The sequence below is a fragment of the Lysinibacillus parviboronicapiens genome, from assembly GCF_003049605.2.
Classification (GTDB): Bacteria; Bacillota; Bacilli; order Bacillales_A; family Planococcaceae; genus Lysinibacillus; species Lysinibacillus parviboronicapiens.
This window is the reverse complement of record NZ_CP073713.1, coordinates 610,543-626,795: the sequence shown is the minus strand read 5'-3', so window position 1 is coordinate 626,795 and position 16,253 is coordinate 610,543. Positions and strand designations below refer to the sequence as shown.

The 16,253-nt window shown below is 38.0% G+C and carries 17 protein-coding genes; all 17 read right to left on the bottom strand.

The window, feature by feature from the left end:
- Positions 1-19 precede the first annotated feature (19 nt).
- The 17 genes from atpA to C9J31_RS03015 all read right to left on the bottom strand — a co-directional run bounded on the left by atpA (position 20) and on the right by C9J31_RS03015 (position 16,243).
- Complete coding sequence (gene atpA / locus C9J31_RS03095; protein ID WP_107923658.1) at positions 20-1,528, bottom strand: F0F1 ATP synthase subunit alpha; 1,509 nt, start codon at positions 1,526-1,528, stop codon at positions 20-22.
- 28 nt (positions 1,529-1,556) lie between these two features.
- Positions 1,557-2,093 carry a F0F1 ATP synthase subunit delta gene (locus C9J31_RS03090; protein WP_107947518.1) on the bottom strand — a complete coding sequence of 179 codons (537 nt, stop codon included), beginning with the start codon at positions 2,091-2,093 and terminating at the stop codon, positions 1,557-1,559.
- On the bottom strand, positions 2,090-2,608 hold the full coding sequence (atpF, locus tag C9J31_RS03085) for a F0F1 ATP synthase subunit B (RefSeq protein WP_054767378.1): 519 nt from the start codon (positions 2,606-2,608) through the stop codon (positions 2,090-2,092). The genes C9J31_RS03090 and atpF overlap by 4 nt, the downstream gene beginning before the upstream one ends.
- A 173-nt stretch (positions 2,609-2,781) precedes the next feature.
- Positions 2,782-2,994 (bottom strand): F0F1 ATP synthase subunit C, encoded by a 213-nt coding sequence (atpE, locus tag C9J31_RS03080; protein ID WP_010857993.1) that lies wholly within the window; start codon positions 2,992-2,994, stop codon positions 2,782-2,784.
- A gap of 63 nt (positions 2,995-3,057) precedes the next feature.
- Positions 3,058-3,771 (bottom strand): F0F1 ATP synthase subunit A, encoded by a 714-nt coding sequence (gene atpB / locus C9J31_RS03075; protein WP_054767377.1) that lies wholly within the window; start codon positions 3,769-3,771, stop codon positions 3,058-3,060.
- A gap of 34 nt (positions 3,772-3,805) precedes the next feature.
- Entirely contained in the window at positions 3,806-4,177 is a 372-nt protein-coding gene (locus tag C9J31_RS03070; RefSeq protein ID WP_107923660.1) for an ATP synthase subunit I, read from the bottom strand.
- Between the two features lie 537 nt (positions 4,178-4,714).
- Positions 4,715-5,836 (bottom strand): non-hydrolyzing UDP-N-acetylglucosamine 2-epimerase, encoded by a 1,122-nt coding sequence (gene wecB, locus C9J31_RS03065; RefSeq protein ID WP_107947520.1) that lies wholly within the window; start codon positions 5,834-5,836, stop codon positions 4,715-4,717.
- Positions 5,837-6,014: 178 nt separating this feature from the next.
- On the bottom strand, positions 6,015-6,644 hold the full coding sequence (upp, locus tag C9J31_RS03060; protein WP_107923662.1) for a uracil phosphoribosyltransferase: 630 nt from the start codon (positions 6,642-6,644) through the stop codon (positions 6,015-6,017).
- 268 nt (positions 6,645-6,912) lie between these two features.
- Positions 6,913-9,069, bottom strand: a complete 2,157-nt coding sequence (locus tag C9J31_RS03055; protein ID WP_107947522.1) for a bifunctional diguanylate cyclase/phosphodiesterase — start codon at positions 9,067-9,069, stop codon at positions 6,913-6,915.
- 299 nt (positions 9,070-9,368) lie between these two features.
- Positions 9,369-10,610, bottom strand: a complete 1,242-nt coding sequence (gene glyA / locus C9J31_RS03050) for a serine hydroxymethyltransferase (RefSeq protein ID WP_054767375.1) — start codon at positions 10,608-10,610, stop codon at positions 9,369-9,371.
- Between the two features lie 61 nt (positions 10,611-10,671).
- Positions 10,672-11,214, bottom strand: coding sequence for a TIGR01440 family protein (locus C9J31_RS03045; RefSeq protein WP_107947524.1), 543 nt, complete (start codon positions 11,212-11,214; stop codon positions 10,672-10,674).
- Positions 11,215-11,326: 112 nt separating this feature from the next.
- Positions 11,327-11,764, bottom strand: coding sequence for a ribose 5-phosphate isomerase B (rpiB, locus tag C9J31_RS03040; protein ID WP_107923664.1), 438 nt, complete (start codon positions 11,762-11,764; stop codon positions 11,327-11,329).
- Between the two features lie 357 nt (positions 11,765-12,121).
- On the bottom strand, positions 12,122-13,405 hold the full coding sequence (locus tag C9J31_RS03035) for a methyl-accepting chemotaxis protein (RefSeq protein WP_107947525.1): 1,284 nt from the start codon (positions 13,403-13,405) through the stop codon (positions 12,122-12,124).
- An 8-nt stretch (positions 13,406-13,413) separates the two neighbouring features.
- Positions 13,414-13,854: a low molecular weight protein arginine phosphatase gene (locus C9J31_RS03030; protein WP_107923666.1), complete on the bottom strand. Its 441-nt coding sequence runs from the start codon at positions 13,852-13,854 to the stop codon at positions 13,414-13,416.
- A 25-nt stretch (positions 13,855-13,879) separates the two neighbouring features.
- Positions 13,880-14,377: a manganese efflux pump MntP gene (locus C9J31_RS03025; RefSeq protein ID WP_107923667.1), complete on the bottom strand. Its 498-nt coding sequence runs from the start codon at positions 14,375-14,377 to the stop codon at positions 13,880-13,882.
- A gap of 147 nt (positions 14,378-14,524) precedes the next feature.
- On the bottom strand, positions 14,525-15,559 hold the full coding sequence (locus C9J31_RS03020; protein WP_107923668.1) for an L-threonylcarbamoyladenylate synthase: 1,035 nt from the start codon (positions 15,557-15,559) through the stop codon (positions 14,525-14,527).
- Positions 15,560-15,661: 102 nt separating this feature from the next.
- Positions 15,662-16,243 carry a stage II sporulation protein R gene (locus tag C9J31_RS03015; RefSeq protein WP_107947527.1) on the bottom strand — a complete coding sequence of 194 codons (582 nt, stop codon included), beginning with the start codon at positions 16,241-16,243 and terminating at the stop codon, positions 15,662-15,664.
- Between the last annotated feature and the right edge of the window lie 10 nt (positions 16,244-16,253).

Here is a 16,253-nt window from a genome sequence, read left to right as displayed (position 1 = left end):
TCAAGTGACTATCTCGAGCTTATTCAGATTTAGCGAAAGTTTTTTTGAATGCAGTTAATGCTGCTTCATACTCAGCGTCTGATGCAAGTTCTTTTGTAGTACGAACATGATCTAAAACGTTAGTGTGGTTTGAATCTAACCAGCTTAAGAATTCGTTTTCGAAACGAACGATATCTTGTACTGGAATATCATCTAAATGACCTTTAGTTAATGCATAAAGGATCGCAACTTGTTTTTCCACTTTAAGTGGTTTGTTTAGGTCTTGTTTAAGCACTTCAACCGTACGTTTACCACGCTCAAGTTTAGCAAGTGTGATTTTATCTAAATCTGAACCGAATTGAGCAAATGATTCAAGCTCACGGAATGCAGCTAAGTCAAGACGTAGTGTACCCGCAACTTTTTTCATTGCTTTAATTTGAGCTGATCCACCTACACGTGATACAGAAAGACCGGCGTTAATCGCTGGACGTACACCTGAGTTGAATAAGTCAGATTGTAAGAAGATTTGACCATCAGTAATTGAGATTACGTTTGTTGGGATGTATGCAGAGATATCCCCAGCTTGCGTCTCTACGAATGGAAGAGCTGTGATAGAACCACAGTTGTAAGTTTCATTTAACTTTGCAGCACGTTCAAGTAAGCGGCTGTGTAAGTAGAATACGTCACCAGGATAAGCTTCACGACCTGGAGGACGGCGTAGAAGAAGCGAAAGTTCACGGTAAGCTGATGCTTGTTTAGAAAGATCATCATACACGATTAATACGTGCTTACCTTGTAACATGAATTCTTCTGCCATAGAAACACCAGCAAATGGTGCTAAGTATAATAATGGAGCTGGTTGAGATGCAGCTGCAGTTACAACGATTGTGTAATCTAATGCACCGTGTTTACGTAAAGTTTCAACTACACCACGTACAGTTGATTCTTTTTGACCGATTGCAACATAGATACAAATCATGTTTTCACCAGTTTGGTTTAAGATTGTATCGATTGCTACAGATGTTTTACCAACTTGACGGTCACCAATGATTAACTCACGTTGACCACGACCGATTGGTACTAAAGCGTCAATCGCTTTGATACCAGTTTGTAATGGTTCATGTACTGATTTACGAGCCATTACACCGAAAGCTGGACTTTCGATTGGACGAGATTTTGTAGTGTTGATAGGACCTTGTCCATCCACTGGTTGACCAAGTGGGTTTACAACACGGCCAATTAGTTCTTCACCAACTGGTACTTCCATAATACGACCTGTACGACGAACTTCATCGCCTTCTTTGATGTCTGTGTATGGACCTAAGATAACGATACCAACGTTACCTTCTTCTAGGTTTTGAGCCATACCCATAACACCGTTAGAGAACTCTAAAAGTTCCCCAGCCATGGCGTTGTCGAGGCCATGAGCAAGAGCGATACCGTCACCAATACGGATAACTGTACCAACTTCGCTTACTTTAAGTTCAGATTCATAATTCTCAATCTGTTGTTTAATCAGACTGCTGATTTCTTCAGCCTTGATGCCCATGTATGTCACCTCTCACATTTCTAAATTATTAACCGATTAATTCACGTTTTAGACGCTCAAGCTTGTTCGCTACTGAGCTATCATAAATATGGTTACCGATTTGAACACGAATACCACCTAATAATGAAGGATCGATTTCGTTTGTAATGTTTAATGATTGTTTTCCAACAAGTTTTGCAAACGTTGCAGAAATTTTAGCGCTTTCTTCACCAGAAAGTTCACGAGTAGAGAATACAGTTGCGTCTGCAGAACCTTGTGCTTGTGAGGCAAGTTCAGCATATGCATCAGCAATAAGTTTCACTTCGTTTACACGTTTTTTCTCAACAAGTAGTTGAATTGTGTGTACAAACTCAGGTGTTGCAGCAGCAAAGATTTCAGCTACCATTTGTTTCTTACGTTCGATCGAGAACTTAGGTGCGCTTAAAAGCGTTAAGAAATCCGGAGATTCTTTTATAACTTTTGTAAGTTCACTTAAATCTGTTCCAACTTCTGCAAGAATATTTTTTTGCTGCGCTAGTTCAAAAAGCGCTTGAGCATAACGTTTTGCTACAGTTGAATTACTCATTGAGCTTCCCCTGCCTTCGCAATCGTCTCTTCTATAAGAGCACGGTTGTCTGCCTCAGAAATCTCTTTGCTAAGGACTTTAGATGCTGCAAGTACAGATAATGAAACGACTTCATCACGTACTGCTGCAATAGCTTTTTCTTTTTCAGACTCGATTTCACGTAAAGCCGATTCTTTTAAGCGGTTAGCTTCATTGCGAGCTACAGTGAGAATTTCTTCTTTTTGCATTTCGCCTTGCTTCTTAGCGCCCTCAACAATCGATTGTGCTTCTGTGCGAGCTTCTTTAAGAAGGCTCTTTTGTTCTTCTAAAAATTTGTGAGAATCTTTGCGCGCTTTTTCAGCTGCTTCGATTTCACTAGCTACTAATTCTTCACGTTGTTGCATGATGCCCATAAGTGGACCCCAAGCGAACTTTTTAAGTAGAAGCATTAATACTATGAAAATCACTAATGTAGCAATGATGTCACCGCCGTTAAAACCAACGCCTGCACCAAGTACAAGATTATCTAAAAACACGATTGTTTCACTCCCTTCAAGAGCTTTGACTTCAACATAATAATTTGTTTCGAAAACTTACCTATTTTAAAAAGCTATATTTGCACATAGCTTTAATCAGTTCCAAAATGAAGGGCGAAGTTTCATCTGGAGAATCCTGCTTCGCCACTACTAAAATTCAGTAAACAACTGAATTATTTGTTCATTACGATGAATGCTACTACTACTGCGATGATCGGAAGGGCTTCAACTAATGCAACCCCGATGAACATTGTTGTTTGAAGAACGCCACGTGCTTCTGGTTGGCGAGCGATACCTTCTACTGTTTTTGATACGATAAGACCGTTACCGATACCTGCACCAAGTGCACCTAAACCGATTGCGATTGCTGCTGCTAATAAACCCATTTGAAAATTTCCTCCTTGGAATTGTATGTTTTTTTGTTTTAAGCATAAAATTTATGCTTTATATTAATGGTCATCGCTCACTTTATGAGCCATGTAAACCATTGTTAACATTGTGAAGATAAAGGCTTGGATTAAGCCAATGAAAATAGAGAAACCTTGCCATGCCATCATTGGTACGATTGCACCGATTGCACCGACAAACCCAGATGTTGCTAGTCCGGCGATTAACGCAAGTAAAATTTCACCTGCATAAATGTTACCGTAAAGACGCAGACCTAATGTTAATGTGTTTGCAAATTCTTCAATGATTTTAAGTGGGAACATGAATGACATCGGTTTGAAGAATGTACCAACATAATGGCCTGTCCCCTTCATTTTGATACCATAGTATTGCGTTAATACTAAAATCATTGCTGCAAGTGTCATAGTAACAGTTGGGTCAGCTGTTGGTGATTTCCACCAAAGTGTGTGCCCATAAACGATAGAGAACGGAAGACCTACTAAGTTAGATACTGCGATAAACATAATAAGTGTGATACCTAAAATATGAAAACGTCCACCAGTTTTCCAGTCCATGTTGCTTTTAATGATATTCTTTACGAAATCCATAATCCATTCCATAAAGTTTTGCATACCAGTTGGTTTCAATTTTAAGCTTCTAGTTGCAAAAAAAGCGATTAAGAATACGATTGTTGCGGCAACTAGTAACATCATAACTGTTGATAAGTTAAAAGTTAAGAAACTGACTGGTGTCCATAACGGAGCTTCATGATTCATTGTTATTTTTCACCTCTCTTTCTAATAAAGCACATTAGTGGTTCCTTACATGAGATACAATTCTCTCGACAAAGAGAAAAACGTACGGAATCATTAGCCCTATGACCGTGCTAATTAAGTGAAAATAGTTTGGCAACGAAATGGCTATAGCGACTGCCGCCACACCTGATCCGAAGCGAAGCGCTGAACCAAGCGAGCCTATTTTCTTCCCTTCACTAATGGAACGATCAAACTTCTCCATACGGCGAACCAAAATCCAAAAATTATACGTACCAAAAAATGCACCGATTGCGATGCCCGCAAAAACAGATTGATAGGACGTCAATCCCCAGCCTAATGCGCAAAGTGCGAGCAAAAAAAATAACGCTCTCTTCTGCACAGCAAAAATGTGATGCAAATCTAGCATTGGTTTGTAGTCTCCTGAATCATTTTTTCGAGTAAAGAAAACGTTTGCTGACCACTTTGTGAAATCAGAAAAGAGCAGTGAAAAACACTACTCACAGCGGAATAGTAATGGGAGCGTTATCATGAAATTACAGGTGTAAATCCCTAATAATGCCTTACACCCCTTACTTACTCGGTGTTAAACCGAAACGCACAAAACGTTGCAAATCGACAGTGTTTATTTTAACTGTCAATTTAGTAGAAACTTGATATAACAAGTGTTTCAACGTCTATTAACGATTAGAAACCCTTATCATTCTTACCCTTTGTAAGCATACAATAGGTGATATTTGAAGTCAATTAGTAAAGGAGAAAAACTTCACAGCCACTATACTCTTGTCAAATTGTTGACAAATTTGTGTATGAAATATCATATACTGTGAAATATTTTTCACATCTATGCATAAAAAAGCTAATTTACGACAGAATTTCGCTCGTAAATTAGCTTCACAGTAACAATAGGTACATTTGACTTATTTTTTATTTCGAAAATAGTATTTTATTGGCTTTTATGCAAAAATTCCAAGAGAGCTTTTACTATTCGTTCTGAAGCATGTCCATCTCCATAAGGATTTGATGCTTTTGCCATAGCTTCATATGCATTTGTATCTTCTAATAATTGCTTTGCAAGTGAATAAATTGTTTCCTCATCTGTTCCTGCTAGCTTCAGCGTTCCTGCTGCAATTCCTTCTGGACGCTCCGTTGTATCGCGTAGGACTAGTACTGGCTTACCAAGTGACGGTGCTTCCTCTTGAACGCCACCTGAATCAGTTAGAATCATGTATGAGTTTGCCGCAAAGTTATGGAAGTCAAATACTTCGAGTGGTTCAATTAAATGCACTCGCTTATTGTCTCCTAAAATTTCATTAGCAATCTCTCGAACTGCTGGGTTCATATGCACAGGATAGACAACCTGTACATCCTCATGCTCCGATAAAATACGAGTAATTGCGCGGAACATATGGCGCATGGGTTCCCCTAAATTTTCACGTCTATGCGCTGTCAATAAGATCATACGATCATTACCTATTTTATCTAATACAGGATGCGTATAGTGCTCACTTACTGTTGTTGCTAATGCATCAATAGCCGTGTTACCCGTCACAAAAATAGTGTCTTGATTTTTGTTTTCATCCAAAAGATTTTTCTTTGATACTTCCGTTGGCGCGAAGTGAAGGTCAGCCATAACGCCCGTCAACTGACGATTCATCTCCTCTGGATAAGGTGAATATTTATTCCATGTGCGAAGACCTGCTTCCACATGACCAATTGCAATTTGATTATAAAAAGCGGCTAGACTCGCAATAAAAGTTGTTGCTGTATCACCATGTACTAATACGATATCAGGCTTGGCTTCCTTCATGACTTTGTCTAAGCCTTGTAAAGCATTCGTTGTCACGTCAATTAAAGTTTGACGATCCTTCATAATATTTAAATCATAGTCTGGTGTAATTTTAAATGTTTCCAATACTTGATCGAGCATTTGGCGATGTTGTGCAGTCACTGTCACAATCGATTCCACTTGCTCAGGATGCTTTTGTAATTCCAATACGAGCGGAGCCATTTTAATCGCCTCTGGTCTCGTACCGAATATCGTCATCACTTTCCATTTCTTCATCAAAACGATGTGCACCGTCCTTTGTTATATTGTACCAGTGCAATTACCGCTATTCCTCCAGCCTTGTGTGGTGGTGTAATTGCCAAAGATACTATGAAACGTCCTTCAATAAAGAAGGACGCTTCAAGAGTTATTAAGTTGCTTTCAAGCCAAACCTAACGATGCGTTTGAGCATTACTTATTATTTTGTACCGAATAGACGGTCCCCTGCATCTCCTAAGCCAGGTACAATATAGCCATGGTCATCTAACTTTTCATCAAGTGCAGCAATATAGATGTCTACATCTGGATGCTCTTCTTGAATAACTTTTACACCCTCTGGCGCCGCAATTAAGCACATGAATTTAATGCTTTTCGCACCACGTTTTTTCAGTGAGTTGATCGCCTCTACTGCTGAACCACCTGTTGCAAGCATTGGGTCTACAATGATGAAATCACGTTCTTCTACATCTGCTGGAAGTTTTGCATAGTACTCAACAGGTTTTAAAGTTTCTGGGTCACGATATAGACCAATATGACCAACTTTTGCTGCTGGAATTAGCTTTAAAACGCCGTCTACCATGCCGATACCTGCACGTAGAATTGGTACGATAGCAATCTTTTTCCCAGAAAGAACTTTTGTTTTTGCAATTGTTACTGGTGTCTCAATTTCAATCTCTTCAATTGGCATATCACGTGTGATTTCAAATGCCATTAATGTTGCGACCTCGTCTACCAGCTCACGGAATTCTTTTGTTCCTGTCTTCTTATCACGAATATAAGTTAACTTATGTTGGATTAGTGGATGATCAAATACGTATACTTTGCTCAAAGGGGTTCTCTCCTAACCGTTCGGATTTCATTTTTATCCCGTACTAACGGGTGCTAAAACAACCACCTCAAAATGAAGTCTAAGCAAGACGTTTCAGTGGGGATTAAGCATCTGTAAGTACCCGATTTATTCAACTAATAGTCGATGGAATACCCCATCGATTTAAGTTTCATTTTATCTCAACTAGTATAACAGAAAAAAGGAGTCGCCTCAAAATTAAATTCAAGATGACTCCTTTTCTAGAATGTTTGCTACATGTAAAAGCGATTTATGCATCAAGTATGGCATCAAGATGCTCAAACGACATCGGTTTATAATAGAAGTAACCTTGCCCTACCGTACAACCGAGCGCACGTAATATTTCAACCTGCTCCTCGTTTTCTATACCTTCAGCTACGGATGTCATCCCCAAATTTAAAGCCAGCTGAATAATTGAACGAACAATAGCGAGAGTAGCTGCATCATTAATATCGTTAATAAAACTTCGGTCAATTTTCAATTCAGTAAATGGCAGTCGTTGCAAATAGCTCAAGGAAGAAAAGCCTGTGCCAAAGTCATCCACTGACGTATTAAAACCATAACTTTTAAGTTCTTGTATAATAGCTAGTGCTGTTTGGAAATCTACTAAGCCAATATTTTCAGTTACTTCTAATATAATATAACTTGGCTCGATATTGTATTTTTGGACTAATTTCAATACATCTTTCACGAACAGGGGATAGTAGAAATGATCAGGTGATATATTGACTGCAACTTTCACCAGCTTTTTCCCCAATTGCTGTCGATTAGCTAGCCATGTAAGAACCTGTTCTAATATTTGTGTATCAATTTCTCTCACCTTTCCCGCATTCTCCGCAACTGGAATAAACGCAGTAGGTGATACAAAACCAAGCGTCGGAGAAGTCCAACGAGCAAGTGCTTCAATACTTTGAATTTCTCCAGTCCGTAAATCTACTTTAGGTTGGAGATTCACCGAAATCTCTTTGTTCTTGAGTGCATGCGATAAATGATTCAAAACGAGCATTTGTTGCTCTAATACATCATTTCGTTCCTTTGTAAACACTTCCATATGGGTACCAGGTTTATTGGCAGCATTGGATAAGGCGTTATCCGCAAAGCGAATGGCATCAGCAATTTTAATATTCTTATCGAATGAAGCAATTCCTGTTTTTAATGTAATATATATTTGTTTTCCACTTATCGTAAATGGCTGACGTATTAATTCTTTTATCCGTCTATCATAATGCGTCAAATCTTCATAGGAAGTCATATATGAAATAATGAGACTAGAACTCGTAAATCGTGCGATATATTCATTATATTCATGTTTATTGTCATTGAGCCTTTTTGCAATTTGTCTTAATAGCTCATCCCCTGCCTCACGCCCATATAACTCTACAACTTGATGAAATTCACTTGGCTTTAATATTTTTATAAAACCATGTTGTCTTCGCTCTTTCTCTTTTTCGATGCTATTTACAAAGCTATGACGATTGGGCAATCCAGTAGTGATATCCATATAGGCTAAATCCCATATTCTTTTTTGCGTTTTCGCATAGGTATGTGCTAGTGCTACAAGAGACTCAATTTTTTGAAACATCTTCACATAGAAGTTACGATCACTAGGATACTGGCTATGGAATATTGCAAATAAACCTATCACTTGTCGTTGTTGATTGCGAATTGGAACAAACCAGCCTGATTGCTTATTAAATGAATAAGCAAATTTTTTATGTTCTTGTGGTATATCAATTTCTTCAAGATTTTCAACAAAGAAAAACGTCTCTTCCTGCATTGCTCTATGGTAAAATTCATTGAACTCACTTACCTCAGATAATTGACTTCCGTTACCATTAGCCGTGTAAATTTGAAATTGATTTGCTTCCGTTTTTATAAGTATCATGCTGTTCACATAGGGCACGAAAAATTTATTTATAGCCCTACAGACAATATTCATTTTTTTATCAAACGGATTATCCTTTTCAATCGCCTCATACATTGCTTTTTCCAGACAATTTAAAAAATCTTCTGTCTGATGATACGTAACATCCTTCACAAGTAGTAAGACAAATAATGTTTCACCTTTATTATTTTGAAAAGGAAGTGCCTGTATTTCTGACCAAAAAGGTGGCTTTCCAAAGCAATTATGGTGTAGTTTTGCTTGCACCATTGCTCCGTTATGTACTTTTTCCTTAATCATTTCAATCGTTGACATTTGTTCTTTAGCAAGCATCGAAAAATAATCTTTATTGAGTATTTGTGAACTTGTAGAGTTCGTAAGCTTACAAAATAAATCATTACATTCTATGATGCTAAAATTATTTTTCACATCAAATATAACGTAGCTTTCATTAGCGTTAACACCTAATTTACGAATAGTAGTTAATAAACTATTATTTTGTATGTCCATTGATTTAGCAATCATCCAACCCCTCCCGTCTGCAACACATTAACCATCTTCTCATTTATATTGTACATAAAAATTCAATAATTTGTCACTTTTATAAAAAAATCTTCTCTTTTAGGACATTATCTGTCCTTCACCCACTATAATATATACCTTCTTATTTAATTTATGTAAAAAAAAGCAAAAATAAGATTATTTTTCTTTATTGATAGAAAATAATATACTCCTTACAGTTTTAACCTGATTTTCTAAAAAAGAAAGGCTGTACCCGAGGTGAATTAATTCACCTCGGGTACAGCCTTGTTCATATTTAATAATTATACATATAAAGGATGTTTGTCAGTTAATGCTTTCACACGATCCTTCGCTTCTGCTTGCACTACTTCATCTTCTGGATTTTTAAGTACTTTAGCGATGATTGCACCTACTTCTTTCATGTCTTCTTCTTTAAAGCCACGAGAAGTAACAGCAGGTGTACCGATACGGATACCAGAAGTAACGAATGGAGATTCTGTATCGTAAGGGATTGTATTTTTGTTTGTTGTGATACCTACTTCATCTAGCGCATGCTCTGCCACTTTACCAGTTAAGCCAAGAGATTTTACGTTAAGTAGTAATAAGTGGTTATCTGTTCCACCAGAAACGATTTCAACACCTTCTGCCATTAACACTTCAGCTAAAGCTTTCGCATTTGCTTTAATCTGTTTTGCATAGTCTTTGAACTCTGGTTGTAATACTTCGCCGAATGCTACAGCTTTTGCCGCGATTACGTGCATTAATGGACCACCTTGGATACCTGGGAAAACAGATTTATTTAACTTTTGTTCCCATTCTTTAGAAGCAAGAATCAATCCTCCACGTGGACCACGTAATGTTTTATGTGTTGTAGAAGTAACAAAATCAGCATATGGTACTGGTGATTGATGTTCACCAGCAGCTACTAGACCTGCAATATGTGCCATATCCACCATGAAATAAGCGCCAATTTCATCAGCGATTTCACGGAATTTAGAGAAGTCAATTTCACGTGGGTATGCAGATGCACCTGCAACAATTAGTTTCGGTTTATGTTCTAATGCTTTTTGACGTACATCTTCATAGTCGATGACCTGTGTATCGTTTGTTACACCGTATTCCACAAAGTTATAAAGCACACCAGAGAAGTTTACAGGTGAACCGTGCGTTAGGTGACCACCATGAGATAAGTTCATGCCAAGAACTGTATCACCAGGTTGTAAAATTGTATGGTATACAGCCATATTTGCTTGTGCACCAGAGTGTGGTTGTACGTTTGCATACTCTGCTCCGAAAATTTCTTTTACACGGTCACGTGCGATATCTTCTACGACGTCTACGTGTTCACAGCCACCATAGTAGCGTTTACCAGGATAGCCTTCAGCATATTTATTTGTAAGAACTGAACCTTGAGCTTCCATAACTGCTTCAGATACAAAGTTTTCTGATGCAATTAACTCAATATTCGCCTGTTGACGTTTTTTTTCTGCTAAAATCCCATCTAATACTGCTTTGTCTTGTACTGCTAATTTTTCGAATGCCATGTTTGAAAAAGCCTCCTAAGTATAATGGTTATTTTAATGTACTTCTAAAAGAGAAGTAGTCTTACATATATACAGCACGCTCGCCGCCTATTAACTTCGGACGTGTTGTTGCAACTGTGACAACAGCTTGTCCTACCATGCGGACAGATGTACGAACTGGAACAGCTACTGCCTTCAAATGCATGCCAATTAATGTTTGACCAATGTCGATACCTGCATTCGCATGCACTGTCTCTATGACAACAGGCTTTACAAATTGTGTATACGCATAGGCTGACATCGATCCACCTGCTGTTCGAACAGGTACAACAGCTACTGGCTCATAGCCAAATTGCTCGGCTATTGCTGCTTCCATCGTTAGAGCACGATTAATATGTTCACAGCCTTGGAACGCTAAATGCAATTGATGTTTCTTTGCAAATGCCTGCAACGGCTCAAAAATTGCCTCTGCGGTTTCAAGCGCGCCTGCTGTGCCAATTTTCTGACCAATCACCTCAGACGTAGAGCAGCCTACGACAAAAATAGTATTTGGTCGTAAGGTTACCTGCTCTTCGAATTCACTGAGTAACTGAGTCAATTGCGTTTGTATCTGCTGTACAACCACTAAGCTCAGCCCCTTATTTAGATGTCTAAGTATTTACGCCTCGTACTTTAAAGATGCTCTGACCATCTTTCATCAGTAAAAGTCTTCTGTTTACGGCATAAATACTATTTTCTCATTGTTCTAATTCAGCAATTTTTTCTACGCGACGGGTATGACGACCGCCTTCAAAATCAGTTTCAAGCCAAGTTCTTGCGATTTCACGTGCTAGGCCAGGACCAATAACACGTTCCCCCATCGCTAAAATGTTCGAATCATTATGGCAGCGTGTTGCCTTTGCACTAAATACATCATGTACTAACGCACAACGAATTCCTTTTACTTTGTTTGCTGCGATCGACATGCCAATGCCTGTGCCACAAATTAAAATACCTTTATCAAATTCCCCGTTCGCAACACCGTCAGAAACTGGCTTTGCATAATCAGGATAGTCTACTGAATCCGCAGATTGTGGACCAAAATCTTCGTAGCTAATATTTAGCTCATCTAACAGTTGCATAATCTCACGACGTAAGTTATTGCCTCCGTGATCAGAAGAAATTGCTATTCTCACTGGGTTCCCTCATTTCGAATTATAGTCAACACTAGTTTACCACTTCTCTCTCAATAATAACACGATTTTTCTTGCATTTTTATGCTGATTTCCCCTGAAAGACGAACATTTCTTGTTATTATATAAAAAATCGTTCATTTTTAAGTCAATTTATTTGTGGATAATGTGAATATCATGTTAATAAATTCGGTTTATGGTCTTTTGTTGTAATATTCCATCTTCTGAAGTTTTTCTACTTTTTCAGTTACCGTGGACAAACTATTTCAATATTTTATCAACAATTATAAAATGTTGTAAAAGCTCCTGACGACAAAAAAATCGAATTCATTAGCGAAACTAATGAATTCGATTTTTAAACTATGCCTGTCTATCAAATTGTTGGATCATTTTATGCAGTTCTTCGGATTGTTTTTTCAAACCTTGTGCAAGTTGCTCCACTTGCTCGATTGCATATGCTTGCTCCTCTGCGGCACTGCGAACTTCTTGTGCACCCGCCGATGTTTCTTGAGCAATTGCTGCTACTTCTTGGGATTGTCTAGCAGTTGTTTCAATATTGCGCATTTGTTGTTCTATTAATGAAGAAATTTCCACAATTGATGTCGCCATCTCGTGTACACTCGAGGACATACCCTCTACCGCTGTCGTTGTTTCTGATACGCGTGCAGCCTCTTTTGTTGCGAAGGCTACCTGTTGGTTCATTTGCTTTACGACAACCTCAACGTTTTGTTGCATGGTTTGGATAAGTGTTGTTATTCCCTGCACAGCTTTTGCGCTTTCATCTGCCAACCCACGAACCTCTTCAGCGACTACTGCAAAGCCTTTTCCATGCTCTCCGGCACGCGCTGCTTCAATGGATGCATTTAACGCTAATAAATTTGTTTGTGAAGCGATGTCGCCAACTAAGCCAATAATACGCTCAACTTGCACTGCATTATCTTCTAGCGCGCGAATACTTACCAATGCCTCATTGTTACCAGCCGCAATTTGCTGAATACTATTGACCAATGTTTCAATAGCTTTCGTTGTTGTCGTTAAATTATGTAAAATCTCTTTTGTTTGCGTTGCTGACTGTTCCGCTCTGCTATTCACTTCTGTTGCAAGTGCTCGGACATCCTCAATTGCCTCAGCAGTATCCTGTACTGCCGTTGCTGATGCCTCTGCTCCAGAGGAAATATGCTTGACAGTTGATGCGATACCTTCCGCTTTTTTTGTTGCAACCTCAGCTTCGTCGGAGAGCTGGATAATCGATTGGTTTGTTTGTTGGAAGTTTTGATCGATACTTTCCACCATTTGTCGTAAATTTAACACCATTTGTTGGAATGCCTCTGCCACTGAGTGAATCTCATCATTTGTTCTTGGCATTTTTACATCCTGTCCAATTTTGCCTTGTGCTACACGAGACGCCGAATACTCAAGTTGTTGTAACGGTTTGATTAAAATGACACTGAATATTGCTGCTAGGATACCTGACCAAGTGATCCCTAATGTATAAGTAAACACTTGAAACAGTTTACGATTAATTTCTGGGAAGAAGGTAGGTTGTACAAATTCAATGAATATAAAACTGATACTATATGTGATTAGTGCAAGAATGCTGACAAATAATACTAGTTTAATGCGTAAACCAAACTGTTTTTTCATAGCGCTCCTCAATTCTTTTCAAGTTTTTTTACTAAGTTATCTACCAATTTATTTAATTCGGTAAATGTTTCTTCATATATTGCTTTATTGCCACCATACGGATCTACAACATTTTCTAAACTACCTATACTCGTATATTCTTTGAGTGTAAAGACCTTTCCTTCTGCATAAGGAAAATTTGCAATGACTGTATCTCTATGAGCTGTTGTCATTGTTAAAATTAAATCCGCCCAGTCCATTTCAGTTTCTGATAATTGCGTGGCTAAATGTTGATGTGTCATATTCGCTTCAGCTAATATTTGCTGCGCATGTGCTGACATTTCAGCATTAGGCATAGCATAAATACCCGCGGAACGAACCTCAACATTATTCATTTGCTTATGCTTTAAAATTACCTCTGCCATTGGACTGCGACAAGTATTTCCTGTACATACAAATAGTATATTCACACCTATCACCCTCCCACTAGTCAATTTATTGCTGGATAGCTAGCATACTCATTATGATAAAAACAATTCCCGCAATAATTTGAATATTTTTTCCAAAAAACACCTGACTCCTTCGCGCTATAACTAAAGCCCCATAAGAACAAATAAGAGCACTTATGCCAGCACTAATGATAAAAATGGTTTTCTCTAAATTGAGCATACCAAAAGAAACACTTACTGAAAAGGTGTCTAGGCTGGCAGTCACAGCTAAAAGGACCGGTGAAATCGTTATTTTTTCATTTTTATGTGAGAATAATAGTAAATGCAGGCCAATACAAAACAATAAAATACTTGAAATCCATTGTCCCCACTCTAACAAGAAACGTACTAAATAATTCCCTAATTCAAATCCTAACAATGGGAAAAGCATATGCAATGCCGCCGTCCACACAGATAATAATAATCGATATCTAATATTTGGTATTAATACGTATAAACCAATTACATCAACAGACGTTAAAATACCTGCAAGAATTCCCTGCAAGAACGCACTCCCTCGCTACCTAATATTTTATCATTTTATGCTAGAAAATACAGTATTATCATAGTTTTTCCCATACATTTATAAAATCTATTAGTAAATGAAAAAACCCAGCTATTTTATTATTGTAAAATAGATGAGTTGAATATTTTATGTTATATACCACTTTCCACCAGCAGCTTTTTCAAGTCTATTCATAATGGCTGCACCTACACCTTCAGTAGATGTTGTCGTCGCTAATATCAATGTAGCTTGTGTTTTGTCACAAGCACGTAAGGCATGGTACAACGCCGCACCCATCTCTTCCTTATTAGCAGCTACACCAATAGAAAAATAATAATCTACTGAAATATTAACAAAACTTTCTGGTGCTAATAGTGCAACTTTATGCCCTTGTGAATGAAGTTGCTGTATAGCCTGTTCCACTTTCTTTTTATCACAATGAATTAAGTATACAGGTGCATTTGGAGCATAATGCGTATATTTCATACCAGGTGCTTTCGGTGTAGATTCCATATGCTGTTCTATTGTTGTCGGCTGGATTACAGGACCAATTGCTTCCTCAAGCATTTCCTTCGTAATACCGCCAGGACGTAATATGACCGGTGGTTCATGTGTTACATCAAGTACAGTCGATTCAAGACCAATGCCTGTAGAACCTCCGTCTAAGATATAAGGTATATAACCTTGTAAATCATCCTTTACATGAATCGCTTCAGTTGGACTTGGCTTTCCACTACGATTTGCACTCGGCGCAGCGAGTGGTTTTTTAATATGGTGGAGCAATGCTAATGCCACAGGATGATCTGGCATACGAATTCCGACAGTGTTCAGTCCTGCTGTCACGCTTTTCGCCAGTACATTTGGCTTTACCGGCATGACGAGTGTAAGTGGGCCTGGCCAAAATAAATCCATGCATTTCATTGCAACTTCTGGAATATTTTCTATATAAAGCTCAACTTCTTCTTTTGTCCCAATGTGGACAATGAGTGGGTTATCTGAAGGGCGACCTTTTGCTTCAAAGATTTTTTTTACTGCATAATCATTTGTTGCAACAGCACCTAAACCATAAACCGTTTCAGTGGGAAATGCCACAACCTCACCTGCATTTAAGATATCCACAGCCTGTGTATAATTTAACTGACTATTCACATTACTGTCCACAATCTTACAAACGGTTTCCATCGCGAATACCTTCTTTCAATTGTTTGTTTTTACTGAATTTATCCACATTTTGTTTATAACTTACTAAAAATTGTGTATAAGTTATCTGAATTTGTGCACAATTTATTCGAATAAACCTTTAATCCATTCCCAAATAAAGAACGTAGTCTGTTCCTGTTCTTCTTCCACTACTTCCTCTTTTTCGGGTTCACAAATGGATGGAAATATGCTACACCACCAGTTATCACCGCGTGCATCACCTATTTTCACGACGATAGAATGGTACATTTTTTGTGGATAAAACATAGCATCTTGTCTCTTTGGTGGGAATAAGTTATCCCCAAGTACAACCTCTGTACGCACTTGTGGATAATTTTCTTTTATTTCTTCTTCAATTTGCTGTTTTAATGTTACAAATTGTTCGCTATCCACAGTATTAGTAGCAACTACTTGATTAAAATAAGGTTTTAAATCTTTCACAAGTTGCTCTTTTGCTAATTGATCGCTAGCCGTATTACTATTCGCAATCACTCTTATACGAAAATCGTTTTCTTGCTCACTGTTCGTAGTTTCCTGTGCAGCACCTATTAATGTTGGAATATATAAAACACATAATTCTAAAACTATCGCCATTAATACTAGTCTCACAAAAGCTAGTAAAATATTTTGTTTAGGTAATCTAATAATCTTGTATTCGTTTAACATAAAAATCCCT

Coding starts and splice junctions, on each gene's coding strand:
- C9J31_RS03090 (WP_107947518.1), bottom strand. CDS start 2,093: ATGAGTAATTCAACTGTAGCAAAACGTTATGCTCAAGCGCTTTTTGAA.
- C9J31_RS03035 (WP_107947525.1), bottom strand. CDS start 13,405: ATGAAAAAACAGTTTGGTTTACGCATTAAACTAGTATTATTTGTCAGC.
- C9J31_RS03055 (WP_107947522.1), bottom strand. CDS start 9,069: ATGATTGCTAAATCAATGGACATACAAAATAATAGTTTATTAACTACT.
- glyA (WP_054767375.1), bottom strand. CDS start 10,610: ATGGCATTCGAAAAATTAGCAGTACAAGACAAAGCAGTATTAGATGGG.
- atpA (WP_107923658.1), bottom strand. CDS start 1,528: ATGGGCATCAAGGCTGAAGAAATCAGCAGTCTGATTAAACAACAGATT.
- C9J31_RS03070 (WP_107923660.1), bottom strand. CDS start 4,177: ATGCTAGATTTGCATCACATTTTTGCTGTGCAGAAGAGAGCGTTATTT.
- atpE (WP_010857993.1), bottom strand. CDS start 2,994: ATGGGTTTATTAGCAGCAGCAATCGCAATCGGTTTAGGTGCACTTGGT.
- atpB (WP_054767377.1), bottom strand. CDS start 3,771: ATGAATCATGAAGCTCCGTTATGGACACCAGTCAGTTTCTTAACTTTT.
- C9J31_RS03020 (WP_107923668.1), bottom strand. CDS start 15,559: ATGGAAACCGTTTGTAAGATTGTGGACAGTAATGTGAATAGTCAGTTA.
- C9J31_RS03015 (WP_107947527.1), bottom strand. CDS start 16,243: ATGTTAAACGAATACAAGATTATTAGATTACCTAAACAAAATATTTTA.